This is a genomic window from Vibrio sp. CAU 1672 (genome assembly GCF_029223195.1).
Taxonomy (GTDB): Bacteria; Pseudomonadota; Gammaproteobacteria; order Enterobacterales; family Vibrionaceae; genus Vibrio.
The window spans coordinates 17,573-39,863 of sequence record NZ_JARHUF010000017.1; the positions used below are offsets into that span (position 1 = coordinate 17,573).

Here is a 22,291-nt window from a genome sequence, read left to right on the forward strand (position 1 = left end):
AATTCTCATCCAGCCTCTAATGCATTATTTACCCAAACTTTGTCCTGTTATCGCCATCACTTTCTCGACCACCGGTTATGCTCAGCCTGGCAATCAGATTGCCCAGTATTTACACCAGCAAAGCCAACAGCGCAGTGTTGACGATCACTACTCGCATCCTGTTGATCAGCACCTGAATCTCGAGGCCAAGCGTGACAATCTGCACTGGCGTCAGGATGGCAAACCGGATCATTGCAGTTACGCCAAGAGTCAAGTAAAGACTACTGCCTACTTTGATTATGGAGAAGCGCGTGACTTGTCTGATGGCTTACAGCATTTCGACCTGGCGCCAATCCACACCCAAGGCGTAAAACCATCACACCGCGTTTACGCCAACAACCTGAATCTGTTACCAGGAACTCAACAGTTTGCGACACCGAGCGAAGATTCATTCAGCATCTCCTTATCGTCAGACTGTCTCTGATCTTAGCCAACAAAAAAGCCCTGAAGAAACTTCAGGGCTTTTTGTTGGCATATCCGTAACCGGAAAATCACAAATCGAAGATTAACGACTATTCTTCGTCTGCTTCCGCAGCTTTGCGAGCTTCTTCTTTGCGAACTTTTGCCGCAAGCTGCTCAGCTTCACGCTCTTGACGTTGTGCTGCTTTACGCTCGTTACGAACTACTTGGTTTTGGATGAAACCCGCCAGCTCTTGCTCAGCCCACGCTTGTGCTTTCTCTTGGCTGTCAAAACCAGTTTCACGTTTTGATACAACAGTCTTACGAGATGTCACTTGGCGAGTGATCTCTGCGCTCCAGCCGTTACGTTTTTCAGTTACGCGGATAGCAAATTTTGGATTTTTAGACATTTCTTTCAGTTCCTAAGGGATTTAGGGATTAATCAGGGATTCGGTCAACTTGATAACTCCATCTAAGCTGAGCTGTTTAACACCATCCCTTGGTAAGCGCGGTATTAGAGCATAAAAGTTATCGAAACGCTGCAAGTTTTTTGCGAGAGACTAGAGATAAGAAATGAGTCGCTTGATTAGTCACCACCCATGCCCGTATCCCCAAAAAACAAAGCGCCAGTCTCTCAACCAGCGCTTTTCTATTTTATGGCGTATTACTGACGTAGGTCGTAATTAACCAATGTTCTTACGAGCGTTCTGGAACATACGCATCCACGCACCATTTTCACCCCAGCCTTCCGGTGCCCATGAGTTCGCTACTGTGCGGAACACTCGCTCAGGGTGCGGCATCATGATAGTTACGCGACCATCTTGGGTGGTTAAACCGGTGATGGCGTTTGGCGAACCGTTCGGGTTGTTCGGGTATTGCTGCGTTGGGTGGCCGTGGTTGTCCACGTAACGCACCGCTACCGTACCAGAGGCTTCAATCGCAGCTAGGTGGTCCGCATCACGCACTTCTACGCGACCTTCACCATGTGATACCGCGATCGGCATGCGAGAACCCGCCATACCATCGAAGAACACTGAATCTGACTTCTGCACTTCAACCAGGCTAAAGCGCGCTTCAAAACGCTCTGATTCGTTACGAACAAAACGTGGCCACAGGTCAGCACCTGGGATCAGCTCTTTCAGGTTCGACAACATCTGACAGCCATTACACACCCCCAGAGAGAAGGTGTTGTCACGGTTGAAAAAGGTTTGGAACTGCTCACGAGCTGCCGAGTTAAACAGGACAGACTTCGCCCAACCTTCACCCGCACCCAGTACGTCACCGTAAGAGAAGCCACCACAAGCCACCAGACCATGGTATTCATCCAGCACCGCCTGACCCGTCAGGATGTCGCTCATATGAATGTCGGTTGCTTCAAAGCCTGCACGGTCGAATGCTGCTGCCATTTCAACGTGAGAGTTCACGCCCTGCTCACGTAGGATCGCCATCTTAGGCTTCGCGCCTGTATTTACCATAGCAGCGGCGATGTATGGCGCTGCGATGTCTTCGTTGACATCAAAGCTTAGCGATACATTCAGACCTGGATCTGAGTTGTCTTTCTTCGCTTCAAACTCCTGGTCAGCACAGGCCGGGTTGTCACGCAAAGCTTGCATCTTATGCGTGGTTTCAGCCCAGATAGTACGTAGCTCAGTACGCGAGCGCTCTAGCAGAATGGCATCACCAGATGTGATAACAAAGCTATCTGAATCTTCTACGTTACCAATCACGTGGGAACAGGCTTCCAGGCCGTTCGCTGCCAGCGTTGACAGTACAGCGTCCAGGTCATCATTTTTAACCTGGACCACAGCACCGAGCTCTTCGTTAAATAGTGCAGCAAGAGTATCGTCACCTAACTCGGCAATGTTGGCTTTCACACCACAGTGACCCGCGAATGCCATTTCGGCCAGCGTTACGAACAGACCGCCGTCGCCTTTATCGTGGTAAGCCACCAGCTTGTCATCACGAACAAGAGATTGCATCGCATCGAAGAAGCCTTTTAGCTGCTCAGCGTTATCAACGTCAGCCGGCTTATCACCTAGCTGCTTGTAAACCTGTGCCAGTGCCGTTGCACCCAGACGGTTTTTACCGTTACCCAGATCCACCAGAACCAGAGATGAGTCACCTAGTCCTTTCAAGGTAGCAGGGGTACGCAATTGCGGAGTCACCGTCTTGCGCACGTCTTCCACACGACCAAATGCCGTAATGATCAGAGACAGCGGCGAGGTCACTTCTTTGTTTTCACCGTTATCGCTCCACTTAGTCTTCATCGACATCGAGTCTTTACCAACCGGGATGGTCAGACCCAGTGCCGGACACAGCTCTTCACCAACCGCTTTTACCGCTTCGTAAAGACCGGCATCTTCACCAGGGTGGCCGGCCGGAGACATCCAGTTTGCTGACAGTTTGATGTGCTTAATGTCGCCAATATCTGTCGCTGCAATGTTGGTTAGTGACTCACCGACTGCCAGGCGTGCTGACGCGCCAAAGTCCAGCAGTGCCACTGGTGTACGCTCACCCATCGACATCGCTTCACCGTGGTAAGTGTCGTAGCTCGCAGCGGTTACTGCGCAGTTTGCTACCGGCACCTGCCAAGGACCCACCATTTGGTCACGAGCAACCAGACCCGTTACCGTGCGGTCACCGATTGTGATCAGGAAGGTTTTTTCTGCCACGGTTGGCAGGCGAAGTACGCGATCCGCCGCTTCATTGAGTTCGATACCGTCACGAGCGATCGCCGGGCTTTCCACTTTCAGCGTCGTCGCTTCACGGTGCATCTTCGGTGGCTTGCCAAGCAGGATATCCAATGGCATATCGATTGGCGTGTTGTCGAAGTGCGAATCTTCTAGCGTCAGGTGACGCTCTTCTGTTGCCACACCCACCACTGCGTATGGTGCACGCTCACGCTTACAAATGGCTTCAAACGCTGCCATGTTCTCTGGTGCGACAGCAAGCACGTAACGCTCTTGTGATTCATTACACCAGATTTCTAACGGGCTCATGCCCGGCTCATCATTAGGTACGTCACGCAGCTGGAACTTACCGCCACGCTCGCCATCGTCTACGAGTTCTGGTAGTGCGTTAGAGATACCACCCGCGCCCACATCGTGAATGAATGCGATAGGGTTTTCTTCACCCAGCTGCCAACAACGGTCGATCACTTCCTGACAGCGGCGTTCCATCTCTGGGTTTTCACGTTGTACCGAAGCAAAATCGAGATCTTCAGCCGATTGACCAGACGCCATAGAAGAAGCCGCACCGCCACCCAGGCCGATGTTCATTGCCGGACCGCCAAGTACGATCAGGCTCGCGCCTACCGGGATCTCTTTCTTCTGCACATGCTCATCACGGATGTTACCCATACCACCCGCAATCATGATTGGCTTGTGGTAGCCACGTACTTCTTCACCGGCGTGTGAAGTGACTTTCTCTTCGTAAGTACGGAAATAGCCTAACAGGTTAGGACGACCAAATTCATTGTTGAATGCCGCGCCACCCAGCGGGCCTTCCAGCATGATATCGAGCGCATTAACGATACGGCCAGGCTTACCAAAATCGGTTTCCCATGGCTGTTCAAAACCAGGAATACGCAGGTTAGAAGTCGTGAAACCAACCAGGCCAGCTTTTGGCTTACCGCCGATACCGGTTGCACCCTCGTCACGGATCTCACCGCCGCTGCCGGTTGAAGCTCCCGGCCATGGAGAAATTGCGGTTGGGTGGTTGTGCGTCTCCACCTTCATCAAGATGTGTGCATCTTCATGGTGGTAGTTGTATTGGCGTGTGGTTGGATCCGGGAAGAAACGCCCCACTTTTGAACCGGTCATGACCGCTGCGTTATCTTTGTAGGCAGACAGTACATGGTCAGGTGTCGTTTCGAAGGTATTTTTGATCATCTTGAACAGTGACTTGGGTTGTTCAACACCATCGATCGTCCAGTCTGCGTTAAAGATTTTGTGACGGCAGTGTTCTGAGTTCGCCTGGGCAAACATCATCAGTTCGATGTCATTCGGGTTACGCCCCAGCTTAGTAAAGTTCTCGACCAGGTAATCAATTTCATCTTCTGCCAGCGCCAAACCCAGGGAAACGTTTGCTTCTTTCAGCGCAAGACGACCGCCCGCAAGGATATCAACGTGGGCCACAGGTGCAGGCTCAGCCACAGTAAACAGTGCTGATGCCGCTTCTAGTTCGGTGAATACCGCTTCCATCATACGGTCGTGGATAAGCGCTTTTAGCTCAGCAAGTTGCGCATCAGAAAGTGCGGTTGATGTTTCGACGTAGTACGCGGTACCACGCTCCAGACGCTTGACTTTGTCCAGGCCACAGTTGATGGCGATGTCAGTAGATTTAGAAGACCAAGGCGAAATCGTGCCCGGGCGAGGAGTAACAAGCAGTAGAAGACCTTCAGGCTCATGCTCTTCGATGGTTGGACCGTAAGTCAGCAACTTTTCAAGTTTATCTAACTCCTGGCCATCAAGGTCAGATTTCAGATCCGCAAAGTGCATAAACTCGGCGTAAATGCCCGTGACAGGCAGATCTTGTTCACGACAAAGTTCCAGTAGTTTATTAACTCGAAACTCAGAAAGAGCTGGGGAGCCACGCAAAATTCTCATGTGCTTAGGTCTCTTATGCAATTGATTAAGGTGATATTGGAATAAATTCAGTGGGTTAGAAAACAAGACTTCGAACTTATGCCGATTTCACCTCTTGGTTGCGAGCGCATTATATAGCAATTGTTTTTGTGATGTAACACCAAAAGCAACCGTTTGCGTCATTTTTTTTGTCAAATTTGAATTACAGCTAAAATGTCGATAAATCACACAATGTCGCACTCTATCTGTCTGATCCACTTTGCCCCACCAGCGTGCTTTGATATAAAGGCAACTAGTAATTTATCGAGACGTACCGAATTAATGCAAATAAGTCCGTTCAACCGACTCAAGCACTGCGCTCTGCTTTTCGCATCTGTGCTTTTACTCTCTGCCTGCCAGATAGAGTCGGACCCCAAAAGTGAATTCGAGCAAATCCAGGAGCGTGGGGTACTGCGCGTTGGCACGCTGAACAACCAGCTATCCTACTACATTGGTCCAGATGGCCCTGCTGGCTTGGATTACGAACTGGCGCGTAAATTTGCCGAACAACTGGGGGTAAAGCTCGAGATCAAACCCGCTTTCCGTCAAGCCGAGTTGTTCCCGGCGCTGAAAAAAGGCGATATCGACCTTATCGCCACCGGCCTTAACCAAACCTCACAGGCGGTGAAGCATTTTCGTCCCGGCCCCGCTTACTACTATGTCAGCCAGCAAGTGGTGTATAAAAAAGGCCAGCTACGCCCAAGAAATATTGAACGTCTAATCGAATATCAACAAGCAAAAGCAGAAGAGCCTGTCGCAGAGGATCATACACCCACCGCCTTAAGCACACTGAAAATCGTTGAACAATCGCAATACGTACCAACCTTAGCCGCCTTACAAAAAGAGTATCCGGCGCTGCAGTTTGATATTGTCGGCAATGCCGATACCCGTGACTTACTTAAACAGGTCTCAATTGGCGAATTACGCTTTACCGTAACCGATTCGGTCGAATTGTCACTGGCACAACGCTTGTATCCTGATTTGGCCCTGGCGTTTGAACTGACTGAAGATCAACCGGTATCCTGGTTCACCCGTCGCTCGGAAGATGAAAGCCTCTACGCCTTATTGATCGAGTTCTTCGGCTCAATCAAGCAATCCGGCGAGTTAGCCAGCCTGGAAGAAAAATACATTGGCCATATCGAAACTTTTGATTATGTCGACACCCGAGCCTTTATCCGCGCACTTGATGACACATTGCCCAAGTGGTCGCCGCTGTTCCAAAAATATTCGGAGGAATTTGACTGGCGTTTGATTGCCGCTCTGGCCTACCAGGAGTCACACTGGAAACCCAAAGCCAAATCCCCCACCGGGGTGCGCGGAATGATGATGTTAACCCTGCCAACCGCGAAAAGTGTCGGGGTAACCAACCGTCTCGATCCAGAGCAATCGGTGCGCGGCGGAGTCGAATATCTGCGCCGCATCGTTGCCCGGGTGCCTGACTCAATTCCGGAGCACGAAAAGATTTGGTTTGCCCTGGCGTCATACAACGTTGGTTATGGGCATATGATGGATGCACGCCGCCTGACCAGAGCACAAGGTGATAACCCCGATGCCTGGTCAGATGTCAAAGAGCGATTGCCGCTGCTACGGCAAAAACGCTACTACAGCCAAACCCGCTACGGTTATGCCCGTGGTGATGAGGCGCGTAACTATGTCGAGAATATCCGTCGTTACTACCAGTCGATTATTGGTCACGTCAGCCAAAAACCGGTACAGGAAGCCGATACCAATGATATTCAGGTCATTCCGCCACTCAACCCGGATCTGCTCACCTCAGGGGCTGTAGAAACCGTCGCAGGACACGTTTCAGGTGCAAGTGAAGCGCAGCCAGAGACGGTTCCGCAAGCAGAATAAACCTTTCGGATCATAGCGAGCACAAAGCTCGCTATTTTTTATTGAGTCCCGTTCAGAAACTATTTAGAATCGACGCTTTCGGGCTTATTTCCTGTCGTGCGATTCAGGCCTTAAACTGAATGATGAACAGACAGGAACAGTAAGCTCCATTGGCTACCCTCTCCTCGATCTGATGTAACTCTCAAATAAGAATTGTCATCTACGGATCAAAACCGTGCGTATCCTGATACGTGATTCGGATTGGGTGTTGATTGTCTGCAAGAGGTTCTGAGTATGAGAAAACGCAGAGTGCAGTCAAAACGTTTGAATAAGACAGTGGCTGCAAACCGCCGTAAGCGCAAGCTTACGTGCATGAAAAAGAAAGTCAGTGCACGTAACCGTGTTTTCGTTCACCTGGTGAATAACTGAAAAACTTAGAGCAAACATCTACCTGGTAGGTGTTTGCTAAAATTTCCTTCCCCGCTCACCATAAGGCTACTGCTCATTTCCCAGCGCTTTCTGCGCTTGTTTCCTGGCTTTGATTTCTTTGCGACGCCGCTTAAAGAATGCTTGCAGTTGGCTTCGGCACTCATCTTCTAACAAGCCACTTTCGACCACGGCATAGTGATACGCAGCCTGGCTGGCGAATAAGTTTAGCACCGTTCCCGCAGCCCCGGCTTTTAAGTCAGGTGCGCCAAACACAATCCGTTTCACCCGGCTGTGCAGCAACGCGCCAGCACACATCGGGCAAGGCTCCAGCGTCACGTACAAGGTGGTGTCGAGCAGACGATAGTTTTCTACCACTTGTCCGGCCTGGCGCAGAGTCTGGATTTCCGCATGGGCGGTGGCATCATGCGCGCTAATAGAACGGTTCCATCCTTCCGCAATGACTTGACCATCTTTTACCAACAGCGCCCCGACCGGCACTTCCCCTTCGGCTTCTGCTCGTTGGGCAAGCTCGATGGCACGGCGCATAAATTGCTCGTCTTCCTGGGTAAAATGTGACTCAGACAAAATAGATAACCTATAGAACATAAGGGGGAACATAGTGAGGGATTAGGATAACCCAATTCCAGCACAAGACAAATCAGATCCGCAGTAGGCGTTTTAGTAAGGCTTTATCTTATCCAGCGAGGCAACGCAAAGATCTTGACCATGTTTTGAACCACACTGCGGGATAATTCGTTATATACTCACGTCATACTTCACCACAGATCAAATGGATTATGCGTTTACGTTGGCTTTTATTGTTGTTGTCGGGTTTTTCTCCCCTTACTCACGCCGCCCCTTATCAGGACGTGTTGCCGGAAGGGGCGAGGGTCAGTCTAATCGCAGAGAAACTAAGCGACCACAGCGCGCTGCAAGACATTCACCCAAACGGGCAGTACTTCCCGCCAGCCAGTACCCTTAAAGTGATTACCGCTCTGGCCGCCAAACTGGAGCTAGGTGATGAGTTCTCCTTTGAGACCCAACTGACGCGCTCGGGGCAGGATGCGGTTATTCGCTTTAGTGGTGACCCAACGCTCACCACCGCCGATTTAAAAGCCCTACTCACCCAGGCCAAACAAGCCGGGCTTAGGAACATTGAGGGCGATCTGTGGTTAGATAACAGTGCATTCAGTGGTTACGACCGAGCTGTGGGCTGGCCATGGGATGTGCTGGGGGTGTGTTACAGTGCCCCGGCAAGTGCCATTACCCTGGATGAAAACTGCGTACAGGCATCCCTCTATTCTGAGGAAACTGGTGCGACACGGGTCTACGTCCCGCCACACCACCCGGTAAAAGTGCTTACTCATGCGGTCACGGTATCGAAAGCGATGCAGAAAAGCCGCCACTGCGATCTGGATTTGATCGCCAGGCCAGACAATAACTATGAACTGCAGGGCTGCCTAGTCGAACGCGACCGTCCGCTGCCGCTCAAGTTTGCCGTCCAGGATCCTGAGCGTTATACCCGGGATAAAATCGCTGAACTGCTGCCACAACTCGGTATCCCCCTCAAGGGCAACCTACGTATTGGTCAGGCGCCCACTCAGGTTGAAGAGCTGATGGCCACCCACCATTCAGCCCAGTTACCAACACTGCTGGATGAGATGCTCAAGCGCTCAGATAACCTGATCGCGGACACCTTAACCAAAGCTTTGGGGCAGAAATTTTTTATCCAATCAGGCAGCTTTCGCAATGGTACCGAAGCCATCAAGCAAATCATTTTTGCCCATACCGGGGTCAGCATGCAGAATGCTCGCCTGGAAGACGGCTCCGGCTTATCGCGCAACAACCGCCTCTCAGCAACCACCATGGCTCAGATCCTGCGCTATATCTGGCAGCATGATGACACACTCCAGTTAATCAGCTTACTACCCAAATCCGGAGAATCCGGTACCTTGCAGTACCGACAAAGTATGCGTAAAGAACCAGTCAAAGGCCAGTTGATCGCCAAAAGCGGTTCGTTGTACGGTACCTATAATATGGCCGGGTTCGGCCTCAATGAACAGGGTCAACCCAGCACCTTGTTTGTCCAGTTTGTCTCTGACTATTTCCCAGAAAAAAGGGACGACACCCCTGTGGTTGTCGCCCCGATTACCCTTTTTGAAACCTTGTTTTACCAGGATCTGGTCAACTTCAGTCAGGCTATACCTAAGAAATAGTTAACCACCGTGAAGTAAATCCACATCCCGGAAATATCCACGATGGAAGCCAGTACCGGACTGACCAGCACGGCTGGGTCAAGCTTAAATGCACGAGCGATGATCGGCAGTAAGCCACCCAGCGTGGTGGATAGCGTAACCTGAATAAACAGCGCTACCGCAATCGCCAGTGCAATGTCACTCAGCTCAAAGCCACCTGTGGCATTGGGGTTACTGAACAGCATGATCCGCCCGACCATCACCAGAGCAATCACCAGCGCAATACACAGCGCCACCCGGCTCTCTTTCCATAGCACCGCCAGCCACTGGCGTTTTTTCAACTCACCGGTGGCCAAAGCCCGGATCACCAGCGTCGCGGCCTGGGTTCCGGTATTACCGCCTGCCGCCGCAATCACTGGCATATACACGGCCAGCAGTACCAACTGGCTTAATGTGTCTTCATACTGGGCAATGATCAGTCCGGAGACAATGCCCAGCAGTGCCAGTGCCACAATCCAGCCAATCCGCTGTTTAACGTGCTCCATCACCCCGGTTGATAAGTAGCCTTGCGGCGTATCCACCTCTGACAGGTGGAAGCCCAGCTGGTGCGCGAAATGCCGGGCACGTTTGTCATATCCGTCATGTTCAAGCTGCGTCAACAAGCTCTGTACATAGCCGACTGAACAGTGCTGCAAAATCCCCACCGCTTCATCAATCGGCATCACGGTCAACAGGTATAACTGCTGTTCGGACTCATACTGCAAAAAAGCATTACGCGCCGCACCAATTTCTGCTTCCGAGAAGTTTGGGGTCGTTTCAATAAAAGTGTTGTTCATTACCGTCATGGCGAATCTCCCGATTGGCATTGGTAACGACCATCGACAAGGTGCACCAGTGATCATCCGTATGCGGGCAACAGAATGCCCCACGGCTCAAAGCACAGCATTGTCTATTCAGAATATGAAGAAGGAACTAACTATAAGGACGATGAAGAAAGGTTGCCTTACCACTCAGGTAAGACGGAGAACGCCAATACCGAAGCGGGTTATTTCACTCCCGTAATCTTACTCACCCAGCAACTGGGAGGATGGTCGGTATTGTTCATATAAGTCTCCAAAATTACTGCCTGACTGGCAGCGCGCGCATGATAGCAAATCCGCCGACGTTTTACAGTCACCGACGGTGTTTTTTCGCTGAAAAGGCGTAAAAAAAGCGCCCGGCGGGCGCTTCCATTTTCTCTGCTGATGGATTACTTAATCGTAATTCGTGCAAATTTACGTTTGCCCACCTGGAACACGTAGGTGCCCGCTTCTGGCTGGTGTTTGGCGTCCGCCACTTTCTCACCCTCAATTTTAGCCGCGCCCTGTTTCACCATACGCATCGCTTCAGAAGTCGACGCACACAGGCCCGCCTCTTTAAGCAGGTTCGCCACTGGTGTACCGGCATCAAAGTCAAACTCAGGCATTTCATCCGGGATTTGGTTCTTAGCAAAACGGTTAACGAACTCTTGTTCTGCAGCGTCAGCGTCTGCTTCACTATGGAAACGTGCAATGATTTCTTTCGCCAGCAGTACCTTAATATCACGTGGGTTTTTACCCGCCGCTACATCAGCTTTGAATTGCTCGATTTCCTGCAGAGGACGGAACGACAATAGCTCGTAGTATTCCCACATCAACAGATCCGAGATCGACATGATCTTACCAAACATCTCGCTTGGCGCTTCGCTGATACCAATGTAGTTGTTGGCCGACTTCGACATCTTCTTCTCACCGTCCAGACCAACCAACAGAGGCATCATCAGTACCGCCTGCGGTTTCTGACCGTTGGCTTTTTGCAGTTCACGGCCCATCAACAGGTTGAACTTCTGGTCAGTACCACCTAACTCCACATCGGTTTCCATCGCCACCGAGTCGTAACCTTGCAGCAGCGGGTACATGAACTCGTGGATTGCGATTGGCTGGCCTGAGTTATAACGCTTTTTGAAATCATCACGCTCCAGCATACGTGCCACAGTCTGATTTGCCGCCAGGCGGATCATGCCTTCTGCACCCAGCTCAGACAGCCACTCAGAGTTAAACTGAATTTTGGTCTTGGCCGGATCAAGAATTTTGAACACCTGCTCTTTGTACGTTTCAGCGTTGCGCAGCACATCTTCACGGCTTAGCGGTGGACGGGTGGTGTTTTTACCGGTTGGGTCACCAACCATTGCGGTGAAATCACCAATCAAAAAGGTAACTTCATGACCTAAATCTTGGAACTGACGTAGCTTGGTGAAGATCACGGTGTGACCTAAATGGATATCCGGAGCCGTTGGATCGGCACCCAGTTTAATGCGCAGAGGACGTCCCTCTTTCAGTTTCGCAATCAATTCGTCTTCCGGAATCAGCTCTTCAACACCGCGCTTAATCTCGGCTAGTGCAGCTTCAATGCTCGCCATTCTTGTTCACTCCCACAGATTTGGCAAAAATATAATAGCTGAACATCTTACTTGAATAGCGATGCATTTTGAAACAGGTTAGACTAGGTAGTTGTCATTTTTTATGTTTAATCTACTATTCTATACCTCATGCAATCGATTTTTGTCCGACTTCCACTCTTGCACAAAATATTGATCGGCTTTTTCAGTGCCCTTATTGTTATCGCACTGTTTTTTCTTCCCGATCCGCAAGAATTAGAGCCTAAGCAGAGCAGACTTCAAGTCGGCCAACATTACCCCGTTCCCCTATCCCTGGAATCCCAGCCCCAAACCATTCCATCGGCACTGCACTCAGTGTTGCGTTGGGAACGCTATACCGTGAATCAAGGCGAAAGTGCTGCGGTATTATTCAACCGGGTCGGACTTTCACCACGATTGCTGCATGAGTTAATTTCTTCCGATCAGGAAATCAAACAGCAACTGTCGCGCTTGCGCCCCGGGGATAAACTGCAGTTTGGCTTTAATGAACATGATGATCTGGTCCAACTCAGCCGCCCGCTGAATGCGTTTGAAACCTTCCGGATAAAACTCATCGGTGATGAGTACGTAGCTGAGCTGGATAAAAAACAGGTCGACTATCAGTACAATTATGCAGAGGCAACCATTACCTCTAACTTCTGGAATGCCGCCATCAGTGCCGGCTTAAACGCCAACCAAATCATGGAGTTGGCCGGCATTTTTGGCTGGGACATCGATTTTGCCTTGGACATCCGCCAAAACGACAGCTTCCGCGTACTTTATCAGGAACAGGTGGTAGAAGGAGAAGTGATCGGCCGGGGTAAAATCATCGCCGCGATCTTTATGAACCAGGGTGATCTCTTTACCGCGATCCTGGATGAGAAAACCGGCAAGTACTACGATGAAAATGGCCGGGCAATGAAAAAAGCCTTCTTACGCGCGCCAGTGGATTTCCGCCGCGTCAGCTCCAACTTTAACCCACGCCGCCTGCACCCGGTAACCGGCCGCGTCCGCCCCCACCGGGGCACCGACTATGTGGCTCCGGTCGGCACCCCAATCTGGGCCGCTGGTGATGGTGTGGTGCAGAAATCCGCCTACAACAAATTCAACGGTAACTATGTGTTTATCAAACACAGCAATACCTACATAACCAAATATCTGCACCTGACCAAACGTAAAGTCAAAACCGGCCAGCGCGTCAAGCAGGGCCAGATCATCGGCACGCTGGGCGGCACCGGGCGGGTTACCGGACCACACCTACACTATGAATTTTTGGTTAACGGCGTACACAAAAACCCGAGAACGGTGAAGTTGCCACAATCAAAATCGCTGACCGGTAAAGCCAAACAGACCTTTATCGCCAACTCCAAAGTCAGCCTGGCGAAACTGGAACGTTACAGCCAGCTTCTGGCAATGAAGTAACTCGTGGCAACAGGAAAATAAAAAGGCAGCTTACGCTGCCTTTTGGTTATTGGCGGATTACTTGTCTGCGTTGACAGCCTTTGCTGGTCGGGGCTCAGGCTGACGGTGCTCCCGTCCCAGCATCAGCAAACACGGCGTCAACACCAAGGTCAGCAAAGTGGCAAAGGCCAAACCGCCCGCTACCGCAGTTGCCAGCTGCGACCACCATTGGGTACTGGGTGCCCCAAACTCAACTTTTTGATTCACCAAATCAATGTTCATCTCCAGCACCATCGGCAGCAAGCCTAGAATGGTGGTCACCGTCGTCAGCAATACCGGCCGCAAACGCTGTACCCCGGTACGCAATATCGCCTCCGCTTTGTCCAGGCCGCGCTGGCGCATCTGGTTATAGGTATCGATCAGCACAATATTGTTGTTCACCACGATCCCCGCCAGCGCAATCACCCCAATCCCGGACATGATCACACCAAACGGTTTTTGAAAAGTCAGTAAGCCGACAAACACCCCGACTGTCGAGAACAACACCGCACTTAAAATCAAAAACGCCTGATAGAAACTGTTGAACTGGGTGATCAGGATCAGTGCCATCACACCAAGCGCGATAACAAAGGCATTCTGTAAAAATGCCGACGAATGTTCCTGCTCTTCATTCTGGCCACGGATCTTAAACTCCACCCCATCAGGCTGGCCCAGCTTGCCAATTTCTTCACTGATTTTAGGTAACTCAAGCGCCAGGTTGTAGCCTTCCGCCATGTCGGCCTTGATATTGATCACCCGGTGGCCATCCACGCGACGGATGGTATCCTGTTTGTGTTCCGCTTTGATCCTGGCAAAATTGGTGATCGGCACCAAACCCGCCGCTGTTTTCACTCTCAACTGATCGAAACGGCCTATATCCCGCTTGTCTTGCGGGTAACGCACCAGAATATCGACCTCTTCATCGGCATCATCCGGCAGATAGTCACCAATTTTCAAGCCGTTGGTCACAAACTGCACCGTATTGCCGACCAGGGTCGCATCGGCCGCAAAGCGCGAGGCATCGTCTCGGCGAATGTCAATCTGCCAGTCAATACCGGGCTTGCTTGATGTATCACTGAGGTTGGTCAGCGCCGGATTACTGTCAGCCCAATGACGGACCATTTTGGCTGCCTGATCCAAATCAAGCGCGGTATTGCTCACTGACATCTCTATGACCAAATCATGCTCAACCGGCGGTCCGGCATCGGGAAACTTATACTCAATTTCCACCCCGGAAAAACCGTCGGTGGTGTGTTTCAGTTCATCAATGATCGCTTTGACCTTGCGCCGGTACTGCCAGTCGACCGGCGTGATCTGGATTTGGCCAATTTCATCACTACCGCCGGTTCGGGTATACACGCTTTCAAATTCATCATGACCTAACATCACTTGCTCGATATTACGCATGACCGCATCTTTTTCATTGATCGACAAATCGCCATAAGAGCGCACTTTGACCGTAAAAAACGGCGGATCCACTTCCGGGAAAAACTCGGCCCCCAAGCCGGCTTTGGCGTAAGTAAATCCTACCCCAATTGCAAGCGCTATCGCCCCAAGCAAAACTTTCAGCGGGTGACGAATCGCAATAGACAGGGTCTGGTAATAGAGTTTGGTGAGGCCGGTCGCCTTATCAAACTCACCGTTATGCAGGTCCACCATCTCCTGTTGCTGCAAAGGGCTGTACACTTGTGGTTTACCAATGATGCCACCAATCACCGGGACAAACAGCAGCGCCATTACCAGTGACGCTGACAACGTAGCGATCAAAGTCAGCGGCAAATACTTCATGAACTCACCGGTAATATCAGGCCAGAACAGCAACGGCGCGAACGCTGCTAACGTAGTCGCTGTCGAAGCTGTGATTGGCCACGCCATGCGCTTGGCCGCATCGCGGTAGGCTTCTTTACGCGGCACGCCTTCCTGCATGCGCCGATCGGCAAACTCAGTGACGACAATCGCCCCGTCCACCAGCATCCCGACCGCCATGATCAGGGCAAACAACACCACGATATTGACCGTTAAGCCAAACACCGACAGCACCAGTAACCCAGTCAGGAATGAGCCAGGAATTGAGATCCCCACCAATACCGCAGTGCGAACCCCTAAAATGGCAATAATCACGATCACCACCAGAATGATGGCGGAAAGGATGTTGTTTTGCAGATCACTGAGCATCAGCTTGACGTCGTCAGACTGATCCCAGGTGTATTTTACCTGTAAATTACTCGGCCAATCGGCACGTTGCTGACCATGCGCAATCACCTGCTTGACCAGCTCGACGGTTTCAATGATGTTTTCCCCGGCACGCTTTTTCACGTCGAGCACAATTGCTGGCTCACCATCCAGACGGGCAAAGCTTTCCGGATCACGAAATGCGCGGCGCACCGTCGCTACGTCGCCAAAAGTGATCACTTGCTTGCCATCCACTTTGACCGGCAACTCGAGTACATCTTTAAGCGAATCAAACACCGAAGGTACCTTGACCGAAAAACGCCCGTAACCGGTATCGACAAAACCCGCGGCCACCACCCGGTTGTTCAGGGCGATCAGGTTATAGATATCGGCCTGATCTAAGCCGTAGCTCTCCATCAACAGCGGGTCAACCACTATCTCAACAATGTCTTCCCGATCACCGGCAATCTCCACTTCCAGTACCTGGCGGTAACTTTCGAGTTTATCCCGCAGCGTACGGGCAAGCTGGACTATAGTCCGCTCAGGCACCGAGCCATAGAGCACAACGGTCAGTACCGGCTCTTCTGAGGCCAGCGTCACCTCATTCACCGTCGGTTCATCGCTGTCGGCCGGCAGCTTGGGCTTGGCCAGATCCACCGCATCACGCACATCGGCCATCGCTTTGGCCAAATCGACACCCACACTGAACTCGAGTGTCACCGAAGCATGCCCCTCCGAAGCCACGGCAGTCATCTCTTTTACCCCTTCAATTGAGCGCAGCTCCTGCTCAATCGGCCGCACCAACAGGCGCTCAGCATCAACCGGAGAAATACCCTGATGCCCGACGGAAACGTAAATAATCGGAATGGTAATATCAGGGCTGGATTCCTTAGGAATGGTGATGTAGGTCAGCACTCCGGCAACCAGGATCATCACCAATAACGTCAGCATCGTGCGGGCACGCGACAAGGCGGCATCAATTAGCGTATACATACTTGCCTCCTCACGGCTGCGGCACTGTGCTTACCGGACTGTCCACCCGGCTCGCGGCTACGATATCGCCATCCCGGGCAAACCCCTGCCCGAGGACGATAATATCAACCTGCTCACCCAGCCCCGACAGCCACACCCCGTCCTGCTCGGCCTTCACCAGCTGAATTGGCACAAAGTGAACCCGTGAATCACGCAGGGTTTTGATCCCTAAATTGCCTTGTTCATCGAGGGCCAGCATAGCAGCGGTCACTTTTACCGCGGGTACTGTGCCCAAAGACAGCCTCACTTCAGCGCTGATCCCGGCAGGCATCAAAGCTTGCCGGTTATCAATCTCGATCTCAATCGGGAAAGTATTGGTCGATGGTGAGGAAACACGCCCAATGTATCGAATCTTACCGAGGTTGGCTTGATCGTTGATAAAGCGAACTTCGGCAGACTGCCCCGCCTGCAGGTACCGGATATGCCGCTCACTGACGTCAGCTTCAATCACCAGCATATCCAGGTCAATCACGGTCGCGATAGGATCGCCTACTCCGACAAAATCGCCCACTTCAACAAAACGGTGATCTAAAATGCCGTCAAACGGCGCGAGAACTTCGGTATTGCGTAACGCAGTCTGGGCTTTACTCAGCGCCGCACGCGCCTCTACCAGTGCCGCCCGGGCAGTAGCAAACGCCACTTCTCCCTGCAAGCCTCGGCTTTTCAACGATTGTGCGGCTTTGAACTCTTTTTCTTTGACTTGCAACATCGCCTCGGCGCGTTGCTGCTGGAGGCGAAGATCACGCTTGTCGATGGTGGCAATCACCTCGCCCTGTTTGACCCGCTGGCCTTTTTGCACCTTAAGCTGCACGATTTTACCGGCGATTTCAGCCCCAAGCCGAGCCTGGCGATTAGGTGCAGTCCGGCCGTACAAATCAATGGTTCTGCTGGTCGACTGAGCATGAAAAGTGTCATACAGCACCTTGGCTAACGGCACTTCGGTAGGTGGTGAGGAAGAGGGGGTAACGGCATCGTCTTGCGCACTAAGCTGGCCAACACCAAGCCAGACAGCTAACAACAACACCAGCACAAGAGAAACTAGCCAGGGACGCTCCAAAAAACGACGCCCGAAGGAAACTCCAGACATACATAGTCCTTTAAATTATTTCCACCTCTCAGGTTACGTTAAGAGAGAAGGATATTTACGTGACATCCTGCTACGTAATATGCAGGCAGCCCGACAGGGCTGCCTATTGTCGCGGCTACACGCTGAACGACGCGCCACAACCGCAAGTTGTGGTCGCATTAGGGTTATTCACGAAGAAACGTGCCCCTTCCAGCCCCTCTGTGTAATCCACAACACCGCCGATTAGGTATTGCAGGCTCATAGGATCGACAACCAGCGTCACACCGCTGTTCTCAATGGTCGTATCCCCTTCATTAACGTTTTCATCAAAGGTAAAGCCGTATTGGAAGCCACTACAGCCACCACCCGTGATGTAGACGCGCAGTTTCAAATTTGGATTTTCTTCTTCAGCAATCAGCGCTTTAACACGCGTCGCTGCTGCATCAGAAAAAGACAATGGTACGTTTACTTCGCTCACGAAGACCTCTCTCACTCGTGTAGTGCGCCAAGCCTGAGGGTTTGGCGTCAATTTTATGCTATTACCGTGATTATCCAATACCTGACCAATACGTTCAAGTATTCGTCACCCTATTCTCGCTCTCTGCATGAGATAAGTAAGATTACGATGTTAATTGCCGCAGAAATCCAGCAAAATATTTCTAACTGACGACGACCTAGGTACAATGCGCACCACTTGGTCCGAGCAATCATAAAGAGGATACCCCATGACCAAATCATCAGACCTGTATCAAAAGGCACAGAAAACCATTCCTGGCGGTGTGAACTCACCGGTTCGCGCATTCAACGGCGTAGGTGGCTCACCACTTTTCATTGAGCGCGCCGACGGAGCACTGATTTTCGATGCCGATGGTAAAGCGTACATTGATTATGTCGGCTCTTGGGGACCAATGATCCTGGGTCACAACCATGGCGTTATCCGTGAAGCAGTGATCAGTGCAGCACAACGCGGTTTAAGCTTTGGCGCACCAACAGAGATGGAAATTGCCATGGCTGAACTGGTGTCTGAACTAGTGCCATCAATGGAGCAGCTGCGCATGGTCAGCTCTGGCACTGAAGCCACCATGAGCGCCATTCGCCTTGCACGCGGCTACACCGGACGTGACAAGATCATGAAATTTGAGGGCTGTTACCACGGCCATGCCGACAGCTTGCTGGTAAAAGCGGGTTCTGGCGCGCTGACGCTTGGCCAGCCAAGCTCACCGGGTGTACCGGCTGACTTTGCCAAACACACCCTGACAGCCACGTTCAACGACCTGGATTCGGTACGTGAACTGTTCGCGGCAAACAAAGGTGAGATCGCCTGTATCATCGTTGAGCCAGTCGCGGGCAACATGAACTGTATTCCACCAGTAGAAGGCTTCCATGAAGGTCTGCGCGAAATTTGTGATCAGGAAGGAGCGCTGCTGATTTTTGATGAAGTTATGACAGGCTTCCGCGTAGCACTTGGCGGTGCCCAAGCATACTACAACATCAAACCAGACCTGACCACACTGGGTAAAGTTATCGGTGGCGGCATGCCAGTCGGTGCTTTTGGTGGCCGTAAAGACGTGATGCAATACGTTGCGCCAACCGGCCCTGTTTACCAGGCTGGTACGCTATCAGGTAACCCTGTAGCGATGGCCGCAGGTTTTGCATGTTTGAACCTGCTAAAAGAAGAAGGCAACGAGAAACGTCTGGCAGCCAAAACCAAACAACTGGCAAACGGCTTTAAGAGCCTTGCTGAGAAACACGGCATTCCACTGGTAGTGAACCAGGTTGGCGGTATGTTCGGTTTCTTCTTCACTGACCAAGAAAGCGTAACTTGCTACGAAGACGTGACTAAGTGCGACATCGAACGCTTCAAGCGTTTCTTCCACCTGATGCTTGAGCACGGTGTTTACCTGGCGCCTTCAGCATTTGAAGCGAGCTTTACCTCCCTGGCACACGGCTCGAAAGAGATTGACGCCACGCTGGAGGCCGCAGATCGCAGTTTTGCCATCCTGGCCAACGAAGCGTAATCGACCGGAACTAACAACGCATTCTGACCTAAAGGGCCTTCGGGCCCTTTTTTCTTGCCTGACTCTAGTGCCAGTTGACTAACACCAGTACACCAAGTGCTGCCAGTACAATGCCAAACCAGGGGATCGGTTTGGTTTTCTTTTTCGATGGGCAGCTTTTCTCCCCGTTACAACATCCCATATGAATCTCATGATTGATAACTGACTGATTTATGGTCATGATATACAACTCAGCCCCAGCAAGCCAACCGAACCTGACTAAACGCAGGAAAGCACGTTATCCCTGCATCCGGACACGTACGGTTTACCATGTTTGGGATAGTAATGGTTAACAACGGGCAAGGTACGGGTTGCCGCTTGCCAGTCACCTGTTTTCAAACTTTGGTAAGTAGGAACGAAACACATGCCAAATAATGTAAAAATATCATCGAGCCACCGGGTGCTGGTGGTCGCTTTATTGGCCGCAGCGTTTGCTTGCTATTTACTGGTCGAGCCATACATTAATTCCATTATAATGGCTTTTATCATCTCACTGCTGATGTTTCCGGTGCATAACTGGTTTGAACGCCGCCTGCCACAACATCCTAATCTCGCGTCACTGCTTTCCTGCGTGGTACTGACTTTCATCATCGTCATACCGCTGCTATTTGTGTTTGGTGCGATTGTCCAACAGGGCTCGGTCTTTTCCCAGAACACTTACCACTGGGTCACCAACGGGGGGATCCAGACTTTATTCGAGCACCCTTGGGTGATCAACGGTTTAGCCTTTATTAATGACTACTTGCCGTTTGATAAAGTCGAACCGCAGGCCATTGCCGAAAAAATCGGCCAGTTTGCCACCAGCTTCGGGTCAAACCTGGTTGCCATCAGTGCCAAGATCCTCGGTGATGCCACCAACTTCCTGATGGCTTTTTTCCTGATGCTGTTTGTGCTGTTCTTCTTACTGCGTGATCACGATAAAATCATCGCCGCAATTCGCCATATTCTGCCTTTGTCGCGCAGCCAGGAAGACAAAATCCTGGAAGAAATCGAGCAGGTATCTAAATCTGCCGTGATGGGATCATTTCTGACCGCCGTCGCACAAGGCTTTGCCGGTGGGATTGGGATGTGGCTGGCCGGCTTCCCGGGGCTGTTCTGGGGCACCATGATGGGCTTTGCTTCGTTCATCCCGGTGGTCGGTACTGCACTGATCTGGATTCCCGCGGCCGCTTACCTGTTCCTCACCGGTGACACTACCTGGGCGATCTTCCTCACGGCATGGAGTGTCATCGTGGTCGGCTCGATCGATAATTTGCTCCGCCCGCTGTTGATGCAAGGCAGTGCCGGAATGAACACCCTGATGATCTTCTTCTCTTTGTTGGGCGGTTTGCACTTATTCGGCTTAATTGGCCTGATATACGGTCCACTGATTTTTGCCATTACCATCGTGTTGTTTAATATCTACGAAGAAGAATTTAAAGACTTCCTCAACCGCCAGGACAACAGCTGATAAAGTCCCGCCGTTACACTTCAAGCTTGGGCCAGATTGTGCGAAAATCTGGCCCAACATTTTTCTACCATCCCAATACTATGTCTGCTTATATTGCTCCCAGCCAGATCGCCCAGCGTCAACTGGACTATTTTAATGGTAAACACGTGCTGGTTGCCGGTGAAGTTGAAGATCTTTTCCCGGTTGAACTGGTCAATCACTGCCAGTCCGTTGAAGTGTTTACTTCCAACTACAGCTACTACCGTCAAATCTGCCATTTTGACCAAATCAAAAGCCATTTTGGTTCCCAGTTTGATGCTGAAACCCAAGCTGATATGGTGCTGTTGTACTGGCCAAAGGCCAAAGCCGAAGCGGAATACCTGCTGGCCATGCTGATGGCAAAATTAGGTCCCGATACCGAAATCGTGGTAGTGGGTGAAAATCGCTCCGGAGTGAAGAGCATAGAAAAATTGTTCCAGGCCTACGGCCCAATCAATAAATATGATTCGGCCCGGCGCTGCTCTTTTTACTGGGGCACCTGCCTGAACCAGCCCGAACCATTCACGCAAGAAGCCTGGTTTAAAAGCTACACCGTAAAGGCAGGAACCCACTCCCTGACAGTGAAAAGCCTGCCGGGCGTGTTTAGCCATGGCGAGTTTGATCTTGGCAGTCGCCTATTGCTTGAAACCCTGCCAGCGCTGCACGGCAAAGTGCTTGATTTTGGTTGTGGTGCCGGGGTGCTTGGCGCCTTTATGGCCATGACCAACCCCGGTATCGACATCGAAATGTGTGATATCAACGCCTACGCTATCACCTCCAGCCAGGCCACACTGGCCGCAAACGGCTTGCAAGGTCAGGTGTTTGCTTCCGACATTTACTCTGACACCGCCAGCGATTACCGTTTTATCATCAGCAACCCACCTTTCCACAGTGGGCTGGATACCAGCTACAACGCGGCCGAAACCTTGCTCGGACAAGCTCCGAACCATCTGGTTAAGGGTGGCGAGCTGGTGATTGTGGCCAACAGTTTCCTTAAATACCCGCCGATTATTGAGCAAAGCTTCAATAATTGCGAGACGCTAAATAAGACCAATAAGTTCTCGATATATTACGCTAAAAAGGCATAATCCCACCGTGCGCA

16 protein-coding genes are annotated in these 22,291 nt (G+C 51.3%); 8 read left to right on the forward strand and 8 right to left on the reverse strand.

Annotated elements, in window-relative coordinates; genetic code table 11:
• The first annotated feature begins 19 nt into the window (after window positions 1–19).
• On the forward strand, window positions 20–463 hold the full coding sequence (locus P2G85_RS15015) for a DNA-directed RNA polymerase subunit beta (protein ID WP_275864877.1): 444 nt from the start codon (window positions 20–22) through the stop codon (window positions 461–463).
• An 88-nt stretch (window positions 464–551) separates the two neighbouring features.
• Here P2G85_RS15015 and P2G85_RS15020 read toward each other — a convergent pair whose 3' ends face one another.
• Together P2G85_RS15020 and purL are read right to left on the reverse strand one after the other, a co-directional pair.
• Complete coding sequence (locus tag P2G85_RS15020; protein ID WP_275864878.1) at window positions 552–848, reverse strand: DUF3622 domain-containing protein; 297 nt, start codon at window positions 846–848, stop codon at window positions 552–554.
• A 273-nt stretch (window positions 849–1,121) separates the two neighbouring features.
• Window positions 1,122–5,045 (reverse strand): phosphoribosylformylglycinamidine synthase, encoded by a 3,924-nt coding sequence (purL, locus tag P2G85_RS15025; protein ID WP_275864879.1) that lies wholly within the window; start codon window positions 5,043–5,045, stop codon window positions 1,122–1,124.
• Between the two features lie 300 nt (window positions 5,046–5,345).
• On the opposite strand from purL, the gene mltF reads away from it, so the two are divergent.
• Window positions 5,346–6,917: a membrane-bound lytic murein transglycosylase MltF gene (mltF, locus tag P2G85_RS15030; protein WP_275864880.1), complete on the forward strand. Its 1,572-nt coding sequence runs from the start codon at window positions 5,346–5,348 to the stop codon at window positions 6,915–6,917.
• 474 nt (window positions 6,918–7,391) lie between these two features.
• Here the strand turns inward: mltF and tadA are convergent, their stop codons facing one another.
• Window positions 7,392–7,910, reverse strand: a complete 519-nt coding sequence (gene tadA / locus P2G85_RS15035) for a tRNA adenosine(34) deaminase TadA (protein ID WP_275864881.1) — start codon at window positions 7,908–7,910, stop codon at window positions 7,392–7,394.
• Window positions 7,911–8,122: 212 nt separating this feature from the next.
• On the opposite strand from tadA, the gene dacB reads away from it, so the two are divergent.
• Window positions 8,123–9,541, forward strand: coding sequence for a serine-type D-Ala-D-Ala carboxypeptidase (dacB, locus tag P2G85_RS15040; protein ID WP_275864882.1), 1,419 nt, complete (start codon window positions 8,123–8,125; stop codon window positions 9,539–9,541).
• Here the strand turns inward: dacB and P2G85_RS15045 are convergent.
• Window positions 9,520–10,365: a magnesium transporter gene (locus P2G85_RS15045; protein ID WP_275864883.1), complete on the reverse strand. Its 846-nt coding sequence runs from the start codon at window positions 10,363–10,365 to the stop codon at window positions 9,520–9,522. The two genes, dacB and P2G85_RS15045, sit on opposite strands and share 22 nt — an antisense overlap.
• Before the next feature lie 75 nt (window positions 10,366–10,440).
• Here P2G85_RS15045 and P2G85_RS15050 point away from each other — a divergent pair, with 75 nt between their 5' ends.
• On the forward strand, window positions 10,441–10,629 hold the full coding sequence (locus P2G85_RS15050) for an ABC transporter substrate-binding protein (RefSeq protein WP_275864884.1): 189 nt from the start codon (window positions 10,441–10,443) through the stop codon (window positions 10,627–10,629).
• 140 nt (window positions 10,630–10,769) lie between these two features.
• On the opposite strand, the gene tyrS is transcribed toward P2G85_RS15050, so the two are convergent.
• The gene (tyrS, locus tag P2G85_RS15055) at window positions 10,770–11,957 is read right to left on the reverse strand and encodes a tyrosine--tRNA ligase (protein ID WP_275864885.1); all 1,188 of its coding nucleotides are present in this window, start codon (window positions 11,955–11,957) and stop codon (window positions 10,770–10,772) included.
• Between the two features lie 129 nt (window positions 11,958–12,086).
• Here tyrS and P2G85_RS15060 point away from each other — a divergent pair, with 129 nt between their 5' ends.
• Window positions 12,087–13,376 (forward strand): peptidoglycan DD-metalloendopeptidase family protein, encoded by a 1,290-nt coding sequence (locus tag P2G85_RS15060; RefSeq protein ID WP_275864886.1) that lies wholly within the window; start codon window positions 12,087–12,089, stop codon window positions 13,374–13,376.
• Between the two features lie 57 nt (window positions 13,377–13,433).
• Here the strand turns inward: P2G85_RS15060 and P2G85_RS15065 are convergent, their stop codons facing one another.
• The 3 genes from P2G85_RS15065 to erpA all read right to left on the reverse strand — a co-directional run bounded on the left by P2G85_RS15065 (window position 13,434) and on the right by erpA (window position 18,142).
• On the reverse strand, window positions 13,434–16,559 hold the full coding sequence (locus P2G85_RS15065) for an efflux RND transporter permease subunit (RefSeq protein WP_275864887.1): 3,126 nt from the start codon (window positions 16,557–16,559) through the stop codon (window positions 13,434–13,436).
• 10 nt (window positions 16,560–16,569) lie between these two features.
• Window positions 16,570–17,685 carry an efflux RND transporter periplasmic adaptor subunit gene (locus P2G85_RS15070; RefSeq protein WP_275864888.1) on the reverse strand — a complete coding sequence of 372 codons (1,116 nt, stop codon included), beginning with the start codon at window positions 17,683–17,685 and terminating at the stop codon, window positions 16,570–16,572.
• 115 nt (window positions 17,686–17,800) lie between these two features.
• The gene (erpA, locus tag P2G85_RS15075; RefSeq protein ID WP_275864889.1) at window positions 17,801–18,142 is read right to left on the reverse strand and encodes an iron-sulfur cluster insertion protein ErpA; all 342 of its coding nucleotides are present in this window, start codon (window positions 18,140–18,142) and stop codon (window positions 17,801–17,803) included.
• Window positions 18,143–18,389: 247 nt separating this feature from the next.
• On the opposite strand from erpA, the gene hemL reads away from it, so the two are divergent.
• The 3 genes from hemL (at window position 18,390) to rsmC (ending at window position 22,277) form a co-directional block, all read left to right on the forward strand.
• A complete protein-coding gene (hemL, locus tag P2G85_RS15080; RefSeq protein WP_275864890.1) occupies window positions 18,390–19,682 on the forward strand; it encodes a glutamate-1-semialdehyde 2,1-aminomutase in 1,293 nt (430 codons plus the stop codon).
• A gap of 403 nt (window positions 19,683–20,085) precedes the next feature.
• The gene (locus P2G85_RS15085) at window positions 20,086–21,171 is read left to right on the forward strand and encodes an AI-2E family transporter (RefSeq protein ID WP_275864891.1); all 1,086 of its coding nucleotides are present in this window, start codon (window positions 20,086–20,088) and stop codon (window positions 21,169–21,171) included.
• An 80-nt stretch (window positions 21,172–21,251) separates the two neighbouring features.
• Window positions 21,252–22,277 (forward strand): 16S rRNA (guanine(1207)-N(2))-methyltransferase RsmC, encoded by a 1,026-nt coding sequence (gene rsmC / locus P2G85_RS15090; RefSeq protein WP_275864934.1) that lies wholly within the window; start codon window positions 21,252–21,254, stop codon window positions 22,275–22,277.
• Window positions 22,278–22,291 lie beyond the last annotated feature (14 nt).